The sequence below is a fragment of the Saccharicrinis fermentans DSM 9555 = JCM 21142 genome (genome assembly GCF_000517085.1).
Classification (GTDB): domain Bacteria; phylum Bacteroidota; class Bacteroidia; order Bacteroidales; family Marinilabiliaceae; genus Saccharicrinis; species Saccharicrinis fermentans.
This window is the reverse complement of sequence record NZ_KI912107.1, coordinates 5,278,310-5,296,929: the sequence shown is the minus strand read 5'-3', so window position 1 is coordinate 5,296,929 and position 18,620 is coordinate 5,278,310. Positions and strand designations below refer to the sequence as shown.

Genomic DNA, 18,620 nt, shown 5'->3' with positions numbered 1-18,620 from the left:
AGCTATAGAAAGTGATCATCATCAGGGAAAAATACACCTTTTTCAAAATCATAAAATCCCTCTCTGATTACCCAAATACTACTCTTTTCATCGTATATCTGAATAGGCTTAAGATCTAAAATTTTTGCTTTTCTATATTTTTCAATAAGGTACATTGGAACTTCAATTGCATTTATCAGTTTCCACGATTGAAAATCTGAATAGCTTTTAAAGTATGAATTTTCTGGTTTACAAACACAAATACTACTTTGAGAAGTAATGTTTCTACTTTTCCAAAAGTTAGTAGTGTTATCATCTTCTTCGATTTTTTGCATTGGATTGATTAACCAATTGGCGAAAATGTGTTCTTTTAAAAGCTTGGCATTTGCTATAGCTTTAGATGAAAACGCTTGCTCATTTTTGTACACTTCATTAAGCAGTTCCACCAATTCATCTGGACTATAATCTTTTAGCTCAATCATTTTTAGGGTTGCAGATAATGCATCAAAAGGAATCCATCTTTTTTCTCGCCTGTCAAATTCCCCATAGGGAGCAGGATAAAGAAAACCATTCTTCTGAGGAACTATCACGTGCAGACTCCCAATTTTATTTTTATCAAAACGACAAAGCCTTCCTGCTCTTTGAGCTAGTCGATCTATCGGACATAAATCTGAGATCATGAGGCCTGCACTAATATTGATACTCATTTCTCCAATTTGTGTCATAATTGCAATCCCCTTCGCTCTTCCGTTTTGCCATGCTTCTTTTCCCAAACACTCAATTAAAAGCTCTTCTTTTTTTTGTTTGTCGGGTTCCGTAAAACGGCTATGATATACAATTGGAATAACATTTCTTTTTTCGAAATAATTGTAAAATTCCATTGCTTTATCAACAGTATTCGCATAAATAATCGCTGTGCCTTTTTCTATACATTTATCAAGCAAATAACCAATATCATCAGGAGTTTCGTAATCTTCTATTGATTCAATTGCAAACCGCACTCTTGAAGAGTCAGAAGTATCCTCCTTGATGTCTGTAACATTTAATCCATTTTTTTTATAGTCGTACAATACCGATTCTGGCAAGGATGCACTCATTAACAATACAGGCACTTTCCATTCCTTCAACACTTCTAATAATACAAGGATGTTGGCTTGTGTAAAATCATCGTAAAAATCCGCTTCGTCAATGACCAAACAGGAATTGGCCAAATTAAATGCAATATGATGATGATCCTCTCTACTAAATGTTAGTGCTGTAAGTAAATGATCGATTGTACAAACAGTAGTTGAGGTATTCAAGTGACGAGCAAACTGATGTTGTTTAATAGCTTCCAGTTTTTCAATCGAGTTCTCTCTTACCTTTTTGTCATAACGATTAAACCAAGCACTTGAATGGTAAAGACCAGTTTCAGATAAAGTTTCGGTTACATTAATGGCCAGTGCATTTGAAGTAAAACGAGTTGGCATTGCAATAACCAGACGATCTGCTCTATTGTTTTTGATTTGTAGTGATGCCCACAATAATGAAGCATCGGTTTTTCCTGCACCCGTAGGAGCTCGAACCAAAAGGAAATCATCTTGCCAATGTTTTTCGACTAATGATTGTACTCCCCGTTTTTCCTCCCACGGAAATTCATACGAAAACTCACTAAATGGACAAGGAATATTGCTTCCTTCAATTGCACTTGCACGTCTGTCTGCAACTTGCAAAAGTACCCGTAGAGCGGAATAATTGTAATACTTTTTAAGAAGATAAACAAAGTCCTCCTTTTCGCTAACATTATTACTCAGCCTATCAAATTTCTTCCAAAAAACATCCATTCCTTCTCTTTGCCATCGTTCTTGAAATTGATGGCTTAATTTGGAATGATGAGAAACAATAGCTGCTTCAATAATTGAGAGAACCTCCTCTTGTTCTTTTTTTATTTTGAATTGGTCTTCGAGTCGTTTAACCGAGTTCCATTCATGCCGTACTCCTGCTTTTCGAATATTAGCTCCGGCATTTTTATTAACGGCCTTTTCATAATCTTGAAAAGTACCATCATTATACTTTTGCCATTGTTTAAAATCAAAATAATCTTTTTGGCAGGCATCCTGCCATTTAGGGTGCTTCTTCCCTTCATCATGAAAACGTACTGCTATTTCCAACCGTTTCTCAAGAGAAGCACCTGCGAAATCAAGATACTTTTGAACTACAAATGGCTTTGTTTTAAGTATAGCGTGAGCCTCAGACATTACATTCGAAGTATGTTCTTCTAACGAAATGCCTGATGGCTTTGCTAGTATTTTTTGTCCTTTGTTATTCATTACCAAAAGCCTTGGAAAATGTTTGAACTTTAGCATTACCTGACGGATCAAACAAGATGTTGTTCTCTTGATTCAAAAACTCCAAAGCTTCAGAATATGCTTGGTGTACACTATACTCCGACTGGTCGTCACCTAAAAAATACATAGCATTTTTTGCGTCCAATTCAGCAAGTATATTTTTTTGTTCCAGTTCTGATGCTGTAAAATATCGACTCGCTTTCCTTCCTAATAAAGGATCAAAAACAATTAATACTTTTTGAGGCTCCCCACTAACTGCATTTCGCGCTTGACTTGCATAGTCGTTCATATATCTGGTTCCTTGAAGATATAGTTTTACCCTGCGCATTCGTTCATCATCGTTGGCGTGTTTGAAATAGTTTGTCGCTATGTTAAAACTGTTCTCGTAAGTAAAAGCTTTTGAGATGCTTAAACCACTAACATCTAAAAAGAAATTCATATGCATTAAATCGTACTCGCTGAATTCTTTTGTTGCCAATGCCTGGTCTTTTGAATCATCAGATTGATCCATTTTAACTCGCACCAATAAATCACGACCCACCTCACTTTTATCCATTGCAACAGCAGGGGTAACTGATAAAGGTGCAGTTCTCCTTCCTGAATAATCGCCTTTTGATGGGTGCATAAAACCTCCCATATCGGCACGCAAATCATTTTCGATTTGGTTGGTAATTCCATCACCATTGGATACGAAAGTCGTTCCCTTATTTTCGTCAGCCTCATTTAATCGCTTAATTGCAGAAAATAATACATGACGTTGCATTTGCCCCGAAACATATACTTTCCCATCAGGACGACGTTTGATAGATGATGCATTACCTAATAATTTTTCTCCTCCATTTGCTATATGGTTTTCAAATGGTGCTAAAACTGACACTAAAATTCCTTTGATTATCATTTTGCTTATTTTTTTAAAGTTTATACTATGTCTAATTCTTCTTTTCCCTCATTCTCATTTTGCGCTACACTTTCATTTTCTGAAGCCTTGTTGCTTTTTAGTCTTGAAAAGGCAATAATTAGGTTTTGTGCTTGCGATAATTTTAACTCTCCATTCATAGTTGCTTCCATAAAAACATCAGATTCGCTAGGAGCATCCATACCAGATAATCTGCCTGCTCTAGTTACAACTTGCGCTACTAGTGCATCACCTGATTTGGCGGCGAACGCAGCACTTTCTAATTCGATAAGCACTTTTGCTTTCTGTTCTCGAATCTTCTCATGATAATTCGGAGAACCTTCTTTGATTTCTCTCTTTGCTGCATGATATGCAACATTGTTTAGCCACTTGCCCAAAAATCTGACAGAAGTGACAATTTCCGGTTTAATATTTTCCATCTTGATGAAATATGTTTTAAATAATAATTCTAATTCGTGTGAGTATTCTGCCCTAAAGGCCAGAAAATCTTGAAAGGCTGGTGCATTAAACAATTGCAAAAAACGACTACTGAATAGGTCGAATTTTTGATATTCAGTATTGGTTGCCGTTCGTCTACCTTGATTGTACAGTTTTGAATAGTAAACAGCATCAACCATTTTTCTGAGATTTCCTCCTTTTGCTAAATCAATTACATGATGGTTGTAGGTAAAGGTTTGTGCATCTCCATATTTAATCATGTAAATAGTAGCTCCCTTTAAACTATCTAATACGCTTTGTGCTAAATCCGAGACTTCAGCTTGTTTAGCAAATTCACCTATCGCTCCCAGCAATGCGATACTCCCGAGAGCACTGCTTCGTGGGGGATTTGGGAAATTGCCTTTAAATATTAATGGGCGTTTGGCTTCATACGTGACTTTAAGCTTTTCTCCCTTCCCTGATTCATTTTTTAATACATTACCAATCATAAGATTTGCACTTGCTTGTGAAATCTGTAGTTTCTTAAAAAGTTTGATAAACTGAATTGTATCTTTTAAAGACAAATCAGGAATAATGCAACAGTTATACAACTCAGGCATCCCTTTTTTATCAATCCTATATTGCAAACAGGGCTTGCAATGGGTTAATGTTGTTAATATATTATAGCCTAGTTCTTCTATATCAATTTTAGGTTTTCCTCTTCCAATTCCTCCATTTGTTGAAAATGACAGATATTCTCCTGCGATAGGTGTAGTTGCCATTTTTGCTTCTTTCTTTATTGGAGCTTTATCTTTGTTTAGTTCATTTAATAATTCAGACGAAGCTTTAAAAATATTTTTTGCTAGTTTATCTGAAGAGATAACGTTTGGAGAAAGAAAAACTCCTTTTTTAGGGTTTCCTTTTTCATCGGCACAGAAATCGTACAAAACTGAATTATTTCCTTCAATGGTTTTCGCCGGTTTTAATCGGAATTTAGATCTGGATAGTTCTATCGTTTCAGAGATGTGTTTTTTACTGATAGCGTTACCGTCAGAAATACAATATGTTTCCATAATTAATGCTAAACCATACCTACTAAATGGATGTAAATTCTTCATAACTCATTAAATTTTAAATTAATCCACCCTTCTGAATTTCCTAAGTAACAAGCATTGTTTTCAATTAATGCTTTTTTTAGCCGGCTTAATAAATTCATATCAATATCAAGTCCTACGTGTATCACTCCTGAACATGAAATATATTCTCTATTTACCGGCGTAGAATAATATTGCGGAAATGCACCAGTATTGTTTTTAAAAATGTCAAATAATTCCGACGTCGCTATTCTTTTTGGATTCTTTTCATCACGTGGTCTTTTCCTTTTTTCAGGAATCAATTCATAACTAATATTCATTGTTCCTCTTGGGTGAACATCTGCATCTGACCTACGGTACGCCTTACTCCATAGATCATTATAACTTACAATTTCTGGTAAAACAGATAAGCCAACTTCAAAGTACTCATACAATAAAGGAATGTATGTTGAGCCAGATTGAAAATTTTCTATACGAGTCTTTATAGCTCGCTTTTCATCTCTGTCTCTTAACCCTTTTTGTCGAATACTGATTAATTCTTTTCGAATAGCTTTTCTGTCGGCAATATCAATGTGCCACCCCAGAATATTTTCGAAAAGGCCACATATCATTTTTTTATTCGGGCTTTTTAACGATTTGTAAAAAGAGCCGGGTAAATCACTCACCATCGACAACGGAGCCAATGGTTCAATCTCTAAAATTACTTTTTCAGTAATCTTCGGAGGTTCTTTTAAAATTGAAATGTCAATTTCTTTTTTCATAACTTTATGTTTATTATTTATCAATCTCCGCTTCTGCTTTAACATTAACATCTAAAACCTGTTTACTTAAACATATCTCTATTACCTACCCCGTAAAAATAGATGTTGCAAAATATATGGCTATATCATTTTGATGAAGTCATATAATCGGTACTTACTTCCACCCATCCAAAACCACTGCTACTTTTTTCACTAACCCCAGCATTCCAAATCATTTTATGCACATCTACAGGTGCATACAGTTCAAAGTCAAATAAATTACCCACAATACGAGATTGCTGGGGTGTGTCTGGTTTTATCACAAAACCTGAGCGTTTGAAATCATTTAATCTTTTAACCTTAATTTGGTCTGGCTCTATAAATAAATCGTGGTGTGTATTGTTATATTTCTCAATTAAATGCTTCATAGACAGTCCCTCGAATAACTCATCTTTCGGCGATAAATAGCTGGGGTATTTATCATTTTCTTTTTGATAGCTGACTACCCAAGGCGTTTGCAAGCGGTAGCGCATTGTTTCGGTAAATTCAGGTTCGGACAGTGCAGCTACATTGGCAACTGTAAAATCAATTCCATTGAATTTATCGCCTAAGTAAAATTCCTGTGCCATAAATAATCCTTTTATAAAGTTGCAGGCCACTTCATTTACATCGAATGAAATCTGCAATTTTATTTCGTGCGTTGATATTTCAAATAATTTTTTCTCCTTCCACATTTTGGGTTTTCCAAAATTCAACCTCGAAAAACAGAATAGTTTGTAGAGTTTTGTATCGCTATCACCTTTTCCATAGCCTTTGTTATGTAAAAAATTAGCAAAGTCAGCATCCGCTTGTTTCAGGACTTTATATATCCAGGCACTGATATAATATTGATAATCCATGGGTAACATTCGTTGCTTTGTGGTGCGGTTAAGTGTTAATTCAAATCTCATTACGATACGATTTTAAATAATAGTACGATTCTCTTATTTTATAATTGCTGATAAAATCCAAAACTTCTAGCACAAGTTATTTTTGCGACTTGCTGTTGGCAAATCACTAAGAATTCTTTAAACTTATATTTAATGGCTAATAGGAACTGATGAATGTTTATCAAACATGTTGGATTTACGATCCTATTGTCAACCCTATCAAAATCATAAAGAACATAAAGCTTATTTATACAATTTTGCTTCAGCAGATTTTGGGGTACATTGTATTCTTGCATAAGTATTAGGTTAGGTTAAAAACCATTTAAATATACAAAACAATAACAAAAAAAGAAAGAGGTGAAGTTTTGTGTGCTATGAACTTTATACAGAAAAACAAGGATAGACGACCTAATAATTTAGGTCACCGGTTCACATGAGCAAAATAAATCAGAATACCCTAACCTTATAAAATAAAAACAAGTATAAGCAACAACAACATGTAAGCAAATACACCTAGTGACAGAACCATTTACAACAATACTATGTCTCATTTATTAAGATTTTTTAGCTGCTTTTTGATATCATCCATCATCATAGGAAACTGTGCATCAATAAATATACTGGGGCAGAGTAACAAAGAGTATCTAAACAAGATAGATGAAGCCGGCATGAAACAAGGCTATTGGGAAATTAAAAAGGATGACCGTGTTGTGGAAGAAGGCAACTATGTCAACAATAAGAAACATGGCATTTGGAAAGCCTATTACGAAAACCGCAAGTTGAAGCACGAGATTACCTTTGTCAATGGCGAAGCACAAGGGCCGGCTCACTTTTATTATGAAAACGGTAAGCTACGTGAATCAGGAAACTGGCAGAAGGATCATTGGGAAGGAAGCTATCAATACTATTACGAATCGGGTACCATATCCTACGATTGGTTTTACAACGACAATGGTAAGCGACAAGGAGAGCAGCGTTACTTCCATGCCAATGGACAAGTCATGTACCAAGGCCAATGGGAAAATGGAAATACAGAAGGCGCCCTGAAAGTATATGATGAGAATGGCCAATTGATACAGGAAAAATTTTACAATAATGGCACCTTGTCACAGATAGAGAGGCCTACCACACATAAACCTCGCCATAGCACGGCTAAGTTTACAGAAACTGGCTTTCACACCATCATAAATATGGATGGACAGATTGATAAGAAAGGCTTTTTTGTAAAGGGTAAATTATATAATGGAGAAAAACACCACTATGATAAAGAAGGTCACTTAACATCTATTACCCATTATAAGAACGGCGAGGTTGTGGAAGCAAAAGACCTAGAACGAATGAGGGATCAATGACTTCTTTTGAAGCCATTTTAAGACGTAATAGATTTTCTAATGCATCTTTTGGGTAATAATTCCGTCCGGCACACACTTCTTTCGCGCTAAGCCAACCGCACGACCACCTCAAGTGCGCCCTTGAAGCCCTCTCGCCAACGCCGGCCCCGGGGCTATTGTCCTGGCCAACTCTGCGGTCTTTTACTGATTGTTGTGTGTTTAAATAGGGATTATTCATTCATTGAGAGTTATTGAATATGGTTATAGATACGTTGTCACCCTCCATGTTTTAATTGAAGATATTTCGAGATTGAATTGTCCTCATATGTTCTTTTTGTCATTGCCACAAAAAGAACCAAAAAAGTCTAGAACAATAGATCACTACCTCCCCTACAGCGAGCTCCAATTCCGTCCGACGCACGACCACCTCAAGTGCGCCCTTGAAGCCCTCTCGCCAACGCCGGCCCCGGGGCTATTGTTCTGGCCTACCCTGCGGTCTTTTACTGATTGTTGTGTATTTAAATGGGGATTACTCATTGATTGAAAATTATTGAATATGGTTATGAATACGTTGTCACCCTCTATGTTTTAATTGAAGATATTTTCGAGATTGAACTGTCTTCATATGATCTTTTTACTCGGGGAGGTATATTTTAAAAGGCCCTCATGAACAAACTTCGCTAGTTTATCATTGCCACAAAAAGGACCAAAAAAGTCTAGAACAATAGATCACTACCTTACCCTGCATCAGCCAACCCAAATGATGTATTAGGACTTCGTCATGAGAATTAAAAGTGCAAACAATCAAGAACTTGTTGAGATGAGGCATAGCACCAGCTATGGTGAATTGAAACAAGTTAGCTCGCGACTTGATTGGCAGTAATTTTAATTCGCAATAGATTATCTAATGCATCTTTTGGGTATGAATTCCGTCTGGCGCACATCCTCCTCAAGTGCGCCCAGGAAAGCTTCTCTCCACCGCCGGCCCCGGGGCTATTGTTCTGGCCTACCCTGCAGTCTTTTACTGGTAGTTGGATATTCAAATGAGAATTACTCATTAAATGAGAAACACAACTGAACAACTCAACAACTCCAACGACTTAACAACTATAACAACTCCCCAACTAAATATCGCTTCTGGAAAAATAGAGCCAGTAGTAATTCCGGCCGACGCACACCAACAAAAAAGCCGCCCCAATAACAGGAGCGGCATTATCTTTTCGTTGATAAACAATAAAATAGTATTTTTTTACTTTTTATCGTCAGAATTTATATCTCTTTCAGCTTTATCATTTTGACTTTCGTTACGGGCATTTTTAAATTCCTTCATCCCCTGTCCCAGTCCTTTCATCAGCTCTGGTATTTTACGACCACCAAATAAAAGCACAATAGCAATAATAATTAAAATCCATTCGTAACCTCCCATGAAGCCACCTATATATATTGCATTTAATTCCATAACGATTTCTTTTTTTTCAAAAATAACAATTAATCAGGATATTTATTTAAAAAATGCTCTAAATATATCATTTCCATTCGCAAAGATGAGCAGACTAAACAATATAACCATACCTGCTATGGTAGCATATTCCAAGAACTTATCGCTAGGCTTACGGCCCGATACCATTTCATACAACAAGAACAACACATGTCCACCGTCCAATGCAGGTATAGGTAAGATATTCATAAAGGCCAGAATAACCGACAGAAAACCTGTCAATTCCCAGAATGCTTGCCAGTTCCATGTAGCAGGGAACAAGCCACCGATAGCACCAAACCCACCTATTTGCTTCACGCCTTCTTTAGAGAATACTAATTTCAATTGTTTCACATACCCCACCAAGGTATTAATACCCTTAGCGATACCAGCAGGCAAGGCCTCCCAGAAACCATATTTCAAATAAGTTACATCAAAGAAGCTCGAAGGAGCTTCGGCATATACCCCGATGGTTCCTTTTTTAGACACCAAACATCTCACACTATCCCTTTTACCATTTCTGATCAGGCCCAATGTCACCCTTTTCTCTTTGTTATCACCCAGCAACTTTGTTGCTTGACGATAGTATTCGGCATCCACACCATTTATAGCCACCACTCTGTCGCCCGACTTCATTCCGGCTTCATAAGCATTTCCACCTTTCAACACAGAATCTACCACAAAAGGCATACGAATAGCCGCCAGGCTTTTCACCTCCTGGTCAAGCAGATTTTTTCCAAAATTCTCGGGTATAGCTAAAACAAATGTAGAGTCAGCTCTTTTTACAGTAAGCTGAGTTGCATCTTCCAATAAAATAAAAGACACGATATCAGATGATGATTTCACCTGAAAAGTATCAACGGCAGTAACCACATCACCCTCTTCCAGTCCAATATCATGCGCCATTGAGTGATAAGTAAGCCCATATTTAGCATCATCTACATGAATATATGATTCTCCCCAAGTAAAAAGAACCATCCAAAAGATAAAAAATGCCAACAAAAAATTTACCAACACCCCACCAATCATGATCAGCAATCGTTGGTATGCCGGTTTTGAACGGAACTCATAAGGTTTAGGCTCCTCTTTCAGCGCTTCCTTGTCCATTGATTCATCAATCATTCCGGATATTTTCACATATCCACCCAACGGAAGCCAGCCAATACCATATTCCGTATCACCTTTTTTTACTTTAAACAAAGAAAACCAAGGATCAAAGAACAGATAAAATTTCTCTACCCTGGTTTTAAAAAGCTTGGCAAAAAAGAAATGTCCAAACTCATGCAAAATAACTAATATCGAAAGGCTTAATAATAACTGCCCTGCTTTTATAACAATATCCATCTATATAAAATTCGTTTTTTTGAGCTACAAATATATTCCTTTTTTGCTATTATAATAGTAATTAACCCCAAAGATAGCTACATACGACAACTCTTTTTATGTTAGCAAGCATATCCTCCCCTCAGAAACACAGCCTAGCTTTAAAAACCGATAAAGGACTGTGCTATTTTTCTGGCCTCGGCATCCGTTTCAAAATAATCATCCATGGTAGGTTTAGACAAGAAACTGCTTTTCACCATGGTTTCTTCAATAATTCCTGGCATATCTAGGAAAGCGATTTTCTTTTCCAGAAAGGCTTCCACCACAATTTCGTTGGCCGCATTCATAATGCATGGCATATTACCCCCTTTACGCAGCGCTTCGTAGGCAATGGCTAAATTCCTAAAGGCCTCCAGGTCGGTTTTTTCAAAACTCAGGTTCGGATAATCCAAGAAATTAAACCTGGGAAAATCCACCTTACATCTTTCCGGGTAGGTAAGCGCATACTGAATAGGCAATCGCATATCGGGTAATCCCATTTGTGCTTTCATTGAGCCGTCGGTATACTGAACAATACTATGTACAATACTCTGAGGATGCACAATCACATCAATCTGATCCAGCGTCAGCCCAAACAACCAACGTGCCTCAATCACCTCTAGTCCTTTATTCATCATACTTGCTGAGTCAATGGTGATTTTATTTCCCATCTCCCAATTAGGATGATTCAAGGCCTGTTCCGGCGTAACGTTTTCCAAAAAGGCCCGGTCTTTTCCTCTAAAGGGTCCACCAGAGGCCGTGAGATAAATTTTCTCGATTGGATTTTGAAACTCACCAACCAAACATTGGAATATGGCCGAATGTTCAGAATCAACCGGAAGAATAGGCACCTTATTACTGGCCGCCATCTCCGTTATGATATCTCCGGCCACCACCAGTGTTTCTTTGTTGGCCAATGCAATACATTTGCCTGCCTTAATGGCGTTCATGGTAGGCTGTAATCCAGAGAAACCAACCATAGCTGTCAAGACCACATCAACCGTGCCCATCTCCACCACCTGAGCGATGGCATCGGCACCAGCATATACCTTAATGGGCAAATCCTCTAGTGCATCCTGCAACTGTTTATATTTTGCCTCATTGCCAATGACTACTGTATTAGGTACAAATTTACGACACTGTTCTACCAGTTTACCAATTCTATTATTGGCCGTTAATACCTCTACTTCAAATTTATCCGGATGCTTTGATATCACATCCAGCGTTTGCGTTCCGATGGATCCGGTAGAACCCAACACCGCTATCCTCTTCTTCATATGTTACCGGGTATATTATTCAAAAATTATATATTTAGTAGGATCAACTGCATTGCCTTGGTACCACAATTCAAAATGAAGGTGCGGTCCAGTGGTGAGCTCTCCCGAATTACCCACATTGGCAATTGCTTCACCGGCGGCAATTTTATCACCCGCTTTCTTCAAGAGCTTCGCATTATGTTTGTATGCTGAAATCAAATCACTACTATGTTGCACCATCATGGTATAACCAGTCTCTACAGTCCATCCAGAAAAAATAACCGTTCCATCCATGATGGACAGCACAGTATCACCTGGTTTAGCAACAATATCAATTCCATAATGACTTTCGCTCTCTCTAAACTCCTTGACCACAATACCTTTCAGTGGAGAATAAAAATAAATCTGGTTTAGTTCCGGAATCATTTTCCCCTCAGGAAGCACCGCAAGATTATATTTCTCTTCTGCCTCTACACGTTGCCTAAAGGCCTCATCCTCCTTACTTATTTCAAAGTCCACCTTTTGTGGTTTTGAGATGCCATTATCTTGCAGCATCTCTTCTTCAGAAGGAGGCACTTCTCCTTGCACTACAGCCTTGATGGACTCAAAAAACTTATCACGCTTTTCTATTTCTGCCACCAGCGAATCTACCCTGTTATAATTACGTACCAACATCCTACGCTGATCCCCATCCGGATAACCGGGAATATACTCTCTCAAACCGGTGTAGGCAATTAAAAGAATAATCAACAGCACCAATATGATTGCTGAAGACCCCACTACGGTAAAAACATTTAACCTGGACAAACGCATTTGCCAAACCTCTTCGTAGGTTTGCTCATTGAAAATAGCCAGACGATACTTGTTGCGTAACTTGTGAAAGAAGCTCTTTTTAACTTTTGTATTACTCATCGAATTATTGTGATGGTGAATTTAGATGAAGGCAAAGTTAAAAAAAAGCCGAAAGAAACAAATCCTTCGGCTTTTTTAGTAGCGGGAGCCAGACTCGAACTGACGGCCTTTGGGTTATGAGCCCAACGAGCTACCAACTGCTCCATCCCGCAATATATTTTGAGTGACTTACATCACTGTTTTGTCAGATAAAAACCGATAGCTTTAAGTCTATCGGTTTGTAGTAGCGGGGGCCAGACTCGAACTGACGACCTTTGGGTTATGAGCCCAACGAGCTACCAACTGCTCCACCCCGCAATATATTTTTAACTTAAATAGTTTCCTTTTTTGCGGTTGCAAATATAGAGTCTTTTATTGAGAAAGCCAAATGAAATATATAAAATTAAAAGCTTCTGCACGTTCACAGTCTTCACAAACCTAACAAAACACCAAATATCAACATCTTAACACAATAAAAATATTTCACTACCAACACCAAGACCAAGGCTAAACATTCAAAAAAAACTCCCGAAACACTCCACACAGAACAGTAAATAAGATGAATCATATTTTATTCCAATCCTTGCTGTATCTTTACACCATGCAAAACAACAGAAGCAAATATTTAAATAAGCTAGGTATCACCGCACTCAATCCCATGCAAACAGCATCGATCGAAATGATCGAAAGCAATACCGACCTAGTACTACTGTCTCCAACAGGATCTGGCAAAACACTCGCATTCCTACTCCCCTTGGTAGACAAAATTAAAGGCAGCACAGAAAAAACCCAACTACTGATTCTCGCCCCCGCCCGAGAACTAGCCATACAAATTGAACAAGTCATCAAAAACCTAGGAACCGGTCACAAGGTTTTATGTTGTTATGGCGGGCATATGATTCAAACCGAAAGAAACAGCCTAAGACATCCAGCCGAAATCATAGTAGGAACACCTGGTCGAATAGCGGATCATGTACGAAGAGGTCATATTTCGACACAACACATTCAATATTTGGTTTTAGACGAGTTTGACAAAGCACTGGAACTAGGTTTTCATCAAGAAATGCGGGACATCATCGGACAGCTCAAAGAACTTAATCTGCGCATACTGACATCCGCCACCAATATGCAAGAGATCCCATCCTTTGTACGCTTACGTAAACACAAGATCCTCGATTTCCTGCCCCAAGAGCAGCTTCAGGAAAACCTAAGCCTAAAAGCCGTTCGCTCAGAAGGGAAAGATAAACTGGAGGCTTTTTTTAGCTTAGTCTGCATATTGGGCAACGAACCCATGGTGGTTTTCGTTAATCATCGAGAAGCAGCCGACCGCATCAGTAAACACCTGCACGAAATGGGCTTAGCACACGACCTTTTTCACGGAGGTCTCAAACAAGAAGAACGCGAACGCGCACTGATAAAATTCAGAAACGGCAGTCACCACCTGTTACTCACCACCGATTTAGCATCGCGCGGCCTGGATATACCGGACATAAAATACGTAATTCACTACCACCTCCCCAAGGAAAAAGAAGCATTTATCCACCGTAATGGACGCACTGCCCGCATGAAAGCATCCGGCACTGCCTATCTAATACTCGCAGAACAAGAAACACTGCCTGAATATATAGAAGGAGAGCTACAATTTGAAGCATTAAACAACTACAACACACCCCCTTCCCCTCCCCAATGGCAAACAATCTATTTAGACCATGGCAAGAAAGACAAAATAAACAAAATAGACATCGTAGGTTTATTCCTAAAAAAAGGAAAACTCAAAAAAGATGAGCTGGGACTTATTGACGTACTGGATCACAGCGCTTACATTGCGGTTGAACGTAAAAAAGTGAAGCAACTGATCAATCTACTGCAAAATGAAAAAATAAAAGGCAAGAAACTAAAAATCAGAATCTCAAGATAAACTCCGCAGCTTCTCCATTACAATAACGTCCGCCCAATGCAAAAGAGAGTGCACCATCACGACGCACTCTCCTTGCAAAAAAACGAATGAGCATTCTCCTCTTTCTACTTACTACATGCCGAACCGTCTTCATTGTAAAAGAAATCCTGCACCTGTCCCTCTGCATCTTTTACACTGATTTTGTAAACTACTTTCCCATCTGCCTTTGTAGCCGTATATGCTTTAAAAATAGCAACCCCTTCATTTTCCTTGGCAAATTTATCAGCCACCAGCTGAGGAATTTTATCCACAGCAATCTCGGTAAATGCTAATTCATCTTCCACTGCAACAACCTGAGCTTGTTTTACTTGTACATTCATAGTTGCAAATAAAGCTGTTGATCCAAGTAATGCCACGAAGGCCATAATTACAATACTTTTCATCTTGAAAATTTTTAATGGTTAAAAACTAAAAATCGGTTACACTATGGTACCGTACTGACCTATTATAAATAAAAGTAGTGCCAAACTAAAACAAGCAAGAAATAAAAGACACACAACAAACTAACAACATGAATGTTATACCACAACACAAATGTAAAATAAACACAATACCCAAGATAAAGAATGTGGACTTTTCACCTCATTTTGTTGAATATTTAGAGGTGTACATGCAACACTTTGTTACCGTCCGCTACCCTACATAATACCACCAATATAATCTTTACAAGAAACTCCAAACACTACGTTATGCTCATTTTTAAAACAGTCATTTATAAGCAGCAAACACCTTGCTTTCAAAAAAAAATCAAAACCTTGTCTTTGAATCTTTCTTCTCAAAGACAGAAAAAACTGTAGTATTCTTGGAGCCTCCATATAAACAAGTAGATTCCCTACAGCACACATATAGACCTACTATTTTTATATGAATATAAAACCCCGCCAAAAACAAAAACACAATCACCTAATTATTAAATACATAAAAAATACAACACAGCAAAAACACATCCACCAAAGTCTGTTTACATACTTAATTAGTATGCTTTTAACTTCATTGGCATTTCTTTTTAAAACTCTCATCTACTATGTTTGTACCAGACAATTAAGAAACATACAAAAACATTTAATATGAGCGGAATTGCAAATAGTACTAGTGCTTTAATAGGAAATACCCCTTTGGTACAAATCAACAAACTAAACGAAGGAAAAGCCCAGGTAGTAGCCAAGTTAGAATTTTTCAATCCGGCTAGTTCCGTAAAGGACAGGATTGCGCTTGCCATGATAGAAGACGCAGAAAAGACGGGAAAACTAGACAAAGAAACAGTTATCATAGAACCCACCAGTGGAAATACAGGAGTTGGACTTGCATTGGTTTCAGCCATAAAAGGATACCGACTTATTTTGACCATGCCGGAGAGCATGAGTATTGAACGCAGAAAACTCCTAAAGAAATTTGGAGCCGAGTTAGTACTAACTCCAGCACCCAAAGGGATGAAAGGCGCCATTGACAAAGCCGAAGACTTAGCGAAGGAACACGAAAAATCATTTATTCCACAACAATTCAACAACCCGGCGAATCCATCCATTCACAGAACTACCACTGCTGAAGAAATATGGAAAGATACAGATGGCAAGGTTGATGTGTTTATTTCCGGAGTAGGAACTGGGGGTACCATCACAGGAGTAGGTGAAGTACTCAAAGCACGCAACCCAGCATTAAAGGTGATTGCCGTAGAGCCAAGCGATTCGCCCGTGATTTCCGGAGGACAAGCAGGCCCCCATAAAATTCAAGGAATTGGAGCAGGCTTTATCCCCACCAACCTAAACACAGCCATCATCGACGAGGTCGTGCAAGTGAGCAACGAAGATGCTGTTCAAACCAGTCATCAGGCAGCCATAAGCGAAGGGCTACTATGTGGTTATTCATCAGGGGCAGCACTTTGGGCAGCACTAAGCGTATCAAAAAGAGAAGAGTTTAAAGGGAAAAGAATAGTAGTATTATTACCCGACACCGGCGAAAGATACTTGAGTAGTTTTGAGATTTAAGCGCACCTGCACACTTATTGCCCCTCTCAACTCCTCCCCCATCCCCAGCAACTCCTTAATAATAAAAAAATGAACACCTTAGGCCGTTCTGAACAAATTGAACGGCCATGGGTTTGTCATATATTTAGACTAAATTATGATTGACGCTATCAATAAAATATTTACGCAAGAACAAATATCTCAGGCAAAGCAACTTTACGAAGGCCTGACAGACAAACAAAGATTTTGGTTGTCGGGATATATGGCCGGACTAAATCAGAGCGGCGGCCTCCTGGATGGTGCTTTACAAGAAAGCAGCGCTTCTATTATTGGCTCCAACGGTGCCTCTGAAGTGGCTGTAGCCAATAAGCTCAGCATTATTTACGGGACCCATACGGGTAACTCGAAACTAATTGCCGAGCAATTCGCTGTCTTGGCAGAGGCAAAAGGCATTGATGTTTCTTTAACCAGCATGCCCGAATACAAAAACCGCAAGCTCAAAGAAGAAAAAAATTTACTTGTCATTGTTTCTACACATGGCGAGGGAGACCCTCCGGCTTCGGCAGAAGATTTCTACAACTACATCTTCGGAAAAAAAGCGCCCAAAATTAACCAGTTAAATCATGCAGTTATCGCCCTTGGCGACAGCAGTTACATTAACTTTTGCCAAACAGGTCGCGACATATTCAATCAGCTCAAATCCCTGGGTTCAAACGAAGTTCACGAATTAATTGAGCTGGATATAGACTTTAAGGAGCAGCTGGATGAGGTTCTTCCAGCCTTAGCCAATAAATTCGCAGGCTCCAGCTCAACTGCCACAAACCCATTGGTTCGGACTACCAACAACGAACTCAACAGTGATGAGTGGATAGAAGTAGAAGTACTCGACAAAGTATTATTAAACGGAAGAGGTTCCAGTAAAAAAACATACCATATAGAATTAGACATTGAAGACACCGGACTTAGCTATTTACCCGGTGATGCTTTGGAAATAAGAGCAGATAATGACGACAAGCTTATCCTGTCCATACTCAACCAATTAAATATCCCAGAGGATGAAACGATTGAAGCAGATGGAGATACAAAAAAAATAAAAGAAGCTTTAAAAACCGGATACGAAATCACGACAATAACAGTACCCGTTCTTAAAAAATATGCTGAATTTGCGCATAACGATCAGCTTTCAGCCATCCTTGAGAACAAAAGCAAGCTAGCCGATTTTCTATACGGCTTAGATTTCTTAGATCTAGTGACACATTTTCCTGTTTCACTAGAAGCAAAAGACCTACCTGCCATATTACGAAAATTACCAGCACGCGTATATTCCATATCGTCCAGCTATGACTATAACCCCGACGAAGTTCATGTTACAGTTGGTGCTGTCAAATACCAATTAAACAACAGAGATCACTTTGGCGTATGTTCTAGCTTTTTATCGGACAGAATTAATATCGGCGATCATGTTTCGGTTCGTGTAAAGAAAAACGAAGGCTTTCGCCTCCCCTCCGACGATACAAATCTAATCATGGTGGGACCCGGCACCGGAATAGCCCCCTTCAGAGCCTTCTTGCAACAAAGAGAAAACAACCAGGCTAGTGGTAAGAACTGGCTATTCTTTGGCGACCAGCATTTTCAGACCGATTTTCTATACCAGGCCGAGATGCTTCAATACAGAAAAAAAGGACTGTTATCGAATATCGACGTTGCTTTTTCACGAGACCAGGAAGAAAAAATATACGTACAACATCGTTTAAAAGAAAAAGGAGAGTTGGTGTACAAATGGCTCGAAGATGGCGCTTGTTTTTATGTATGCGGTGACATGAAAAACATGGCCAAAGATGTAAAAGCCGAACTCCTCAACATCATTCAACAGTACGGTAACAAAACCAAAGAAGAAGCAAATGCATACCTTAAAAAACTATTCACTGAAAAAAGATTTCAGGAAGATGTTTATTAATGATGCAATTAAAAACTTAAACA

Annotated in this window: 14 protein-coding genes and 2 tRNA genes; 4 read left to right on the top strand and 12 right to left on the bottom strand. The window is 38.4% G+C overall.

Annotated elements, in window-relative coordinates; genetic code table 11:
• Positions 1-2: 2 nt before the first annotated feature.
• The 5 genes from cas3 to cas6 form a co-directional block, all read right to left on the bottom strand.
• A complete protein-coding gene (cas3, locus tag CYTFE_RS0121775; protein ID WP_027473552.1) occupies positions 3-2,288 on the bottom strand; it encodes a CRISPR-associated helicase Cas3' in 2,286 nt (761 codons plus the stop codon).
• The gene (gene cas7p, locus CYTFE_RS0121770; protein WP_027473551.1) at positions 2,281-3,204 is read right to left on the bottom strand and encodes a type I-PGING CRISPR-associated protein Cas7/Csp1; all 924 of its coding nucleotides are present in this window, start codon (positions 3,202-3,204) and stop codon (positions 2,281-2,283) included. Before cas7p ends, cas3 begins: the two co-directional genes overlap by 8 nt.
• 20 nt (positions 3,205-3,224) lie before the next feature.
• A complete protein-coding gene (gene cas8c, locus CYTFE_RS0121765; protein WP_027473550.1) occupies positions 3,225-4,757 on the bottom strand; it encodes a type I-PGING CRISPR-associated protein Cas8c/Csp2 in 1,533 nt (510 codons plus the stop codon).
• Positions 4,754-5,494 carry a type I-PGING CRISPR-associated protein Cas5p gene (cas5p, locus tag CYTFE_RS0121760; RefSeq protein WP_044212525.1) on the bottom strand — a complete coding sequence of 247 codons (741 nt, stop codon included), beginning with the start codon at positions 5,492-5,494 and terminating at the stop codon, positions 4,754-4,756. The genes cas8c and cas5p overlap by 4 nt, the downstream gene beginning before the upstream one ends.
• Positions 5,495-5,619: 125 nt before the next feature.
• Complete coding sequence (cas6, locus tag CYTFE_RS0121755) at positions 5,620-6,423, bottom strand: CRISPR-associated endoribonuclease Cas6 (protein ID WP_027473548.1); 804 nt, start codon at positions 6,421-6,423, stop codon at positions 5,620-5,622.
• 521 nt (positions 6,424-6,944) lie between these two features.
• On the opposite strand from cas6, the gene CYTFE_RS27640 reads away from it, so the two are divergent.
• Entirely contained in the window at positions 6,945-7,754 is an 810-nt protein-coding gene (locus CYTFE_RS27640) for a toxin-antitoxin system YwqK family antitoxin (RefSeq protein ID WP_052343360.1), read from the top strand.
• Positions 7,755-8,982: 1,228 nt separating this feature from the next.
• On the opposite strand, the gene CYTFE_RS0121740 is transcribed toward CYTFE_RS27640, so the two are convergent.
• The 6 genes from CYTFE_RS0121740 to CYTFE_RS0121715 form a co-directional block, all read right to left on the bottom strand.
• Positions 8,983-9,192, bottom strand: coding sequence for a Sec-independent protein translocase subunit TatA/TatB (locus CYTFE_RS0121740; protein WP_027473546.1), 210 nt, complete (start codon positions 9,190-9,192; stop codon positions 8,983-8,985).
• Positions 9,193-9,234: 42 nt separating this feature from the next.
• On the bottom strand, positions 9,235-10,554 hold the full coding sequence (gene rseP / locus CYTFE_RS0121735) for an RIP metalloprotease RseP (protein ID WP_027473545.1): 1,320 nt from the start codon (positions 10,552-10,554) through the stop codon (positions 9,235-9,237).
• Positions 10,555-10,694: 140 nt separating this feature from the next.
• Complete coding sequence (locus CYTFE_RS0121730) at positions 10,695-11,849, bottom strand: 1-deoxy-D-xylulose-5-phosphate reductoisomerase (RefSeq protein WP_027473544.1); 1,155 nt, start codon at positions 11,847-11,849, stop codon at positions 10,695-10,697.
• 15 nt (positions 11,850-11,864) lie between these two features.
• Positions 11,865-12,740, bottom strand: a complete 876-nt coding sequence (locus CYTFE_RS0121725; protein WP_027473543.1) for a M23 family metallopeptidase — start codon at positions 12,738-12,740, stop codon at positions 11,865-11,867.
• Positions 12,741-12,819: 79 nt separating this feature from the next.
• A tRNA-Met gene (locus CYTFE_RS0121720) sits at positions 12,820-12,892 on the bottom strand.
• Between the two features lie 72 nt (positions 12,893-12,964).
• Positions 12,965-13,037: transfer RNA gene (locus tag CYTFE_RS0121715), tRNA-Met, on the bottom strand.
• A gap of 241 nt (positions 13,038-13,278) precedes the next feature.
• Between CYTFE_RS0121715 and CYTFE_RS0121705 the strand changes: the two genes are divergently transcribed.
• Positions 13,279-14,637: a DEAD/DEAH box helicase gene (locus tag CYTFE_RS0121705; RefSeq protein ID WP_200871285.1), complete on the top strand. Its 1,359-nt coding sequence runs from the start codon at positions 13,279-13,281 to the stop codon at positions 14,635-14,637.
• Between the two features lie 104 nt (positions 14,638-14,741).
• On the opposite strand, the gene CYTFE_RS0121700 is transcribed toward CYTFE_RS0121705, so the two are convergent.
• Positions 14,742-15,059, bottom strand: coding sequence for a hypothetical protein (locus tag CYTFE_RS0121700; protein ID WP_027473541.1), 318 nt, complete (start codon positions 15,057-15,059; stop codon positions 14,742-14,744).
• Positions 15,060-15,743: 684 nt separating this feature from the next.
• On the opposite strand from CYTFE_RS0121700, the gene cysK reads away from it, so the two are divergent.
• On the top strand, positions 15,744-16,661 hold the full coding sequence (gene cysK / locus CYTFE_RS0121690; protein WP_027473539.1) for a cysteine synthase A: 918 nt from the start codon (positions 15,744-15,746) through the stop codon (positions 16,659-16,661).
• A gap of 136 nt (positions 16,662-16,797) precedes the next feature.
• The gene (locus CYTFE_RS0121685; protein WP_052343359.1) at positions 16,798-18,597 is read left to right on the top strand and encodes an assimilatory sulfite reductase (NADPH) flavoprotein subunit; all 1,800 of its coding nucleotides are present in this window, start codon (positions 16,798-16,800) and stop codon (positions 18,595-18,597) included.
• Positions 18,598-18,620: the final 23 nt, after the last annotated feature.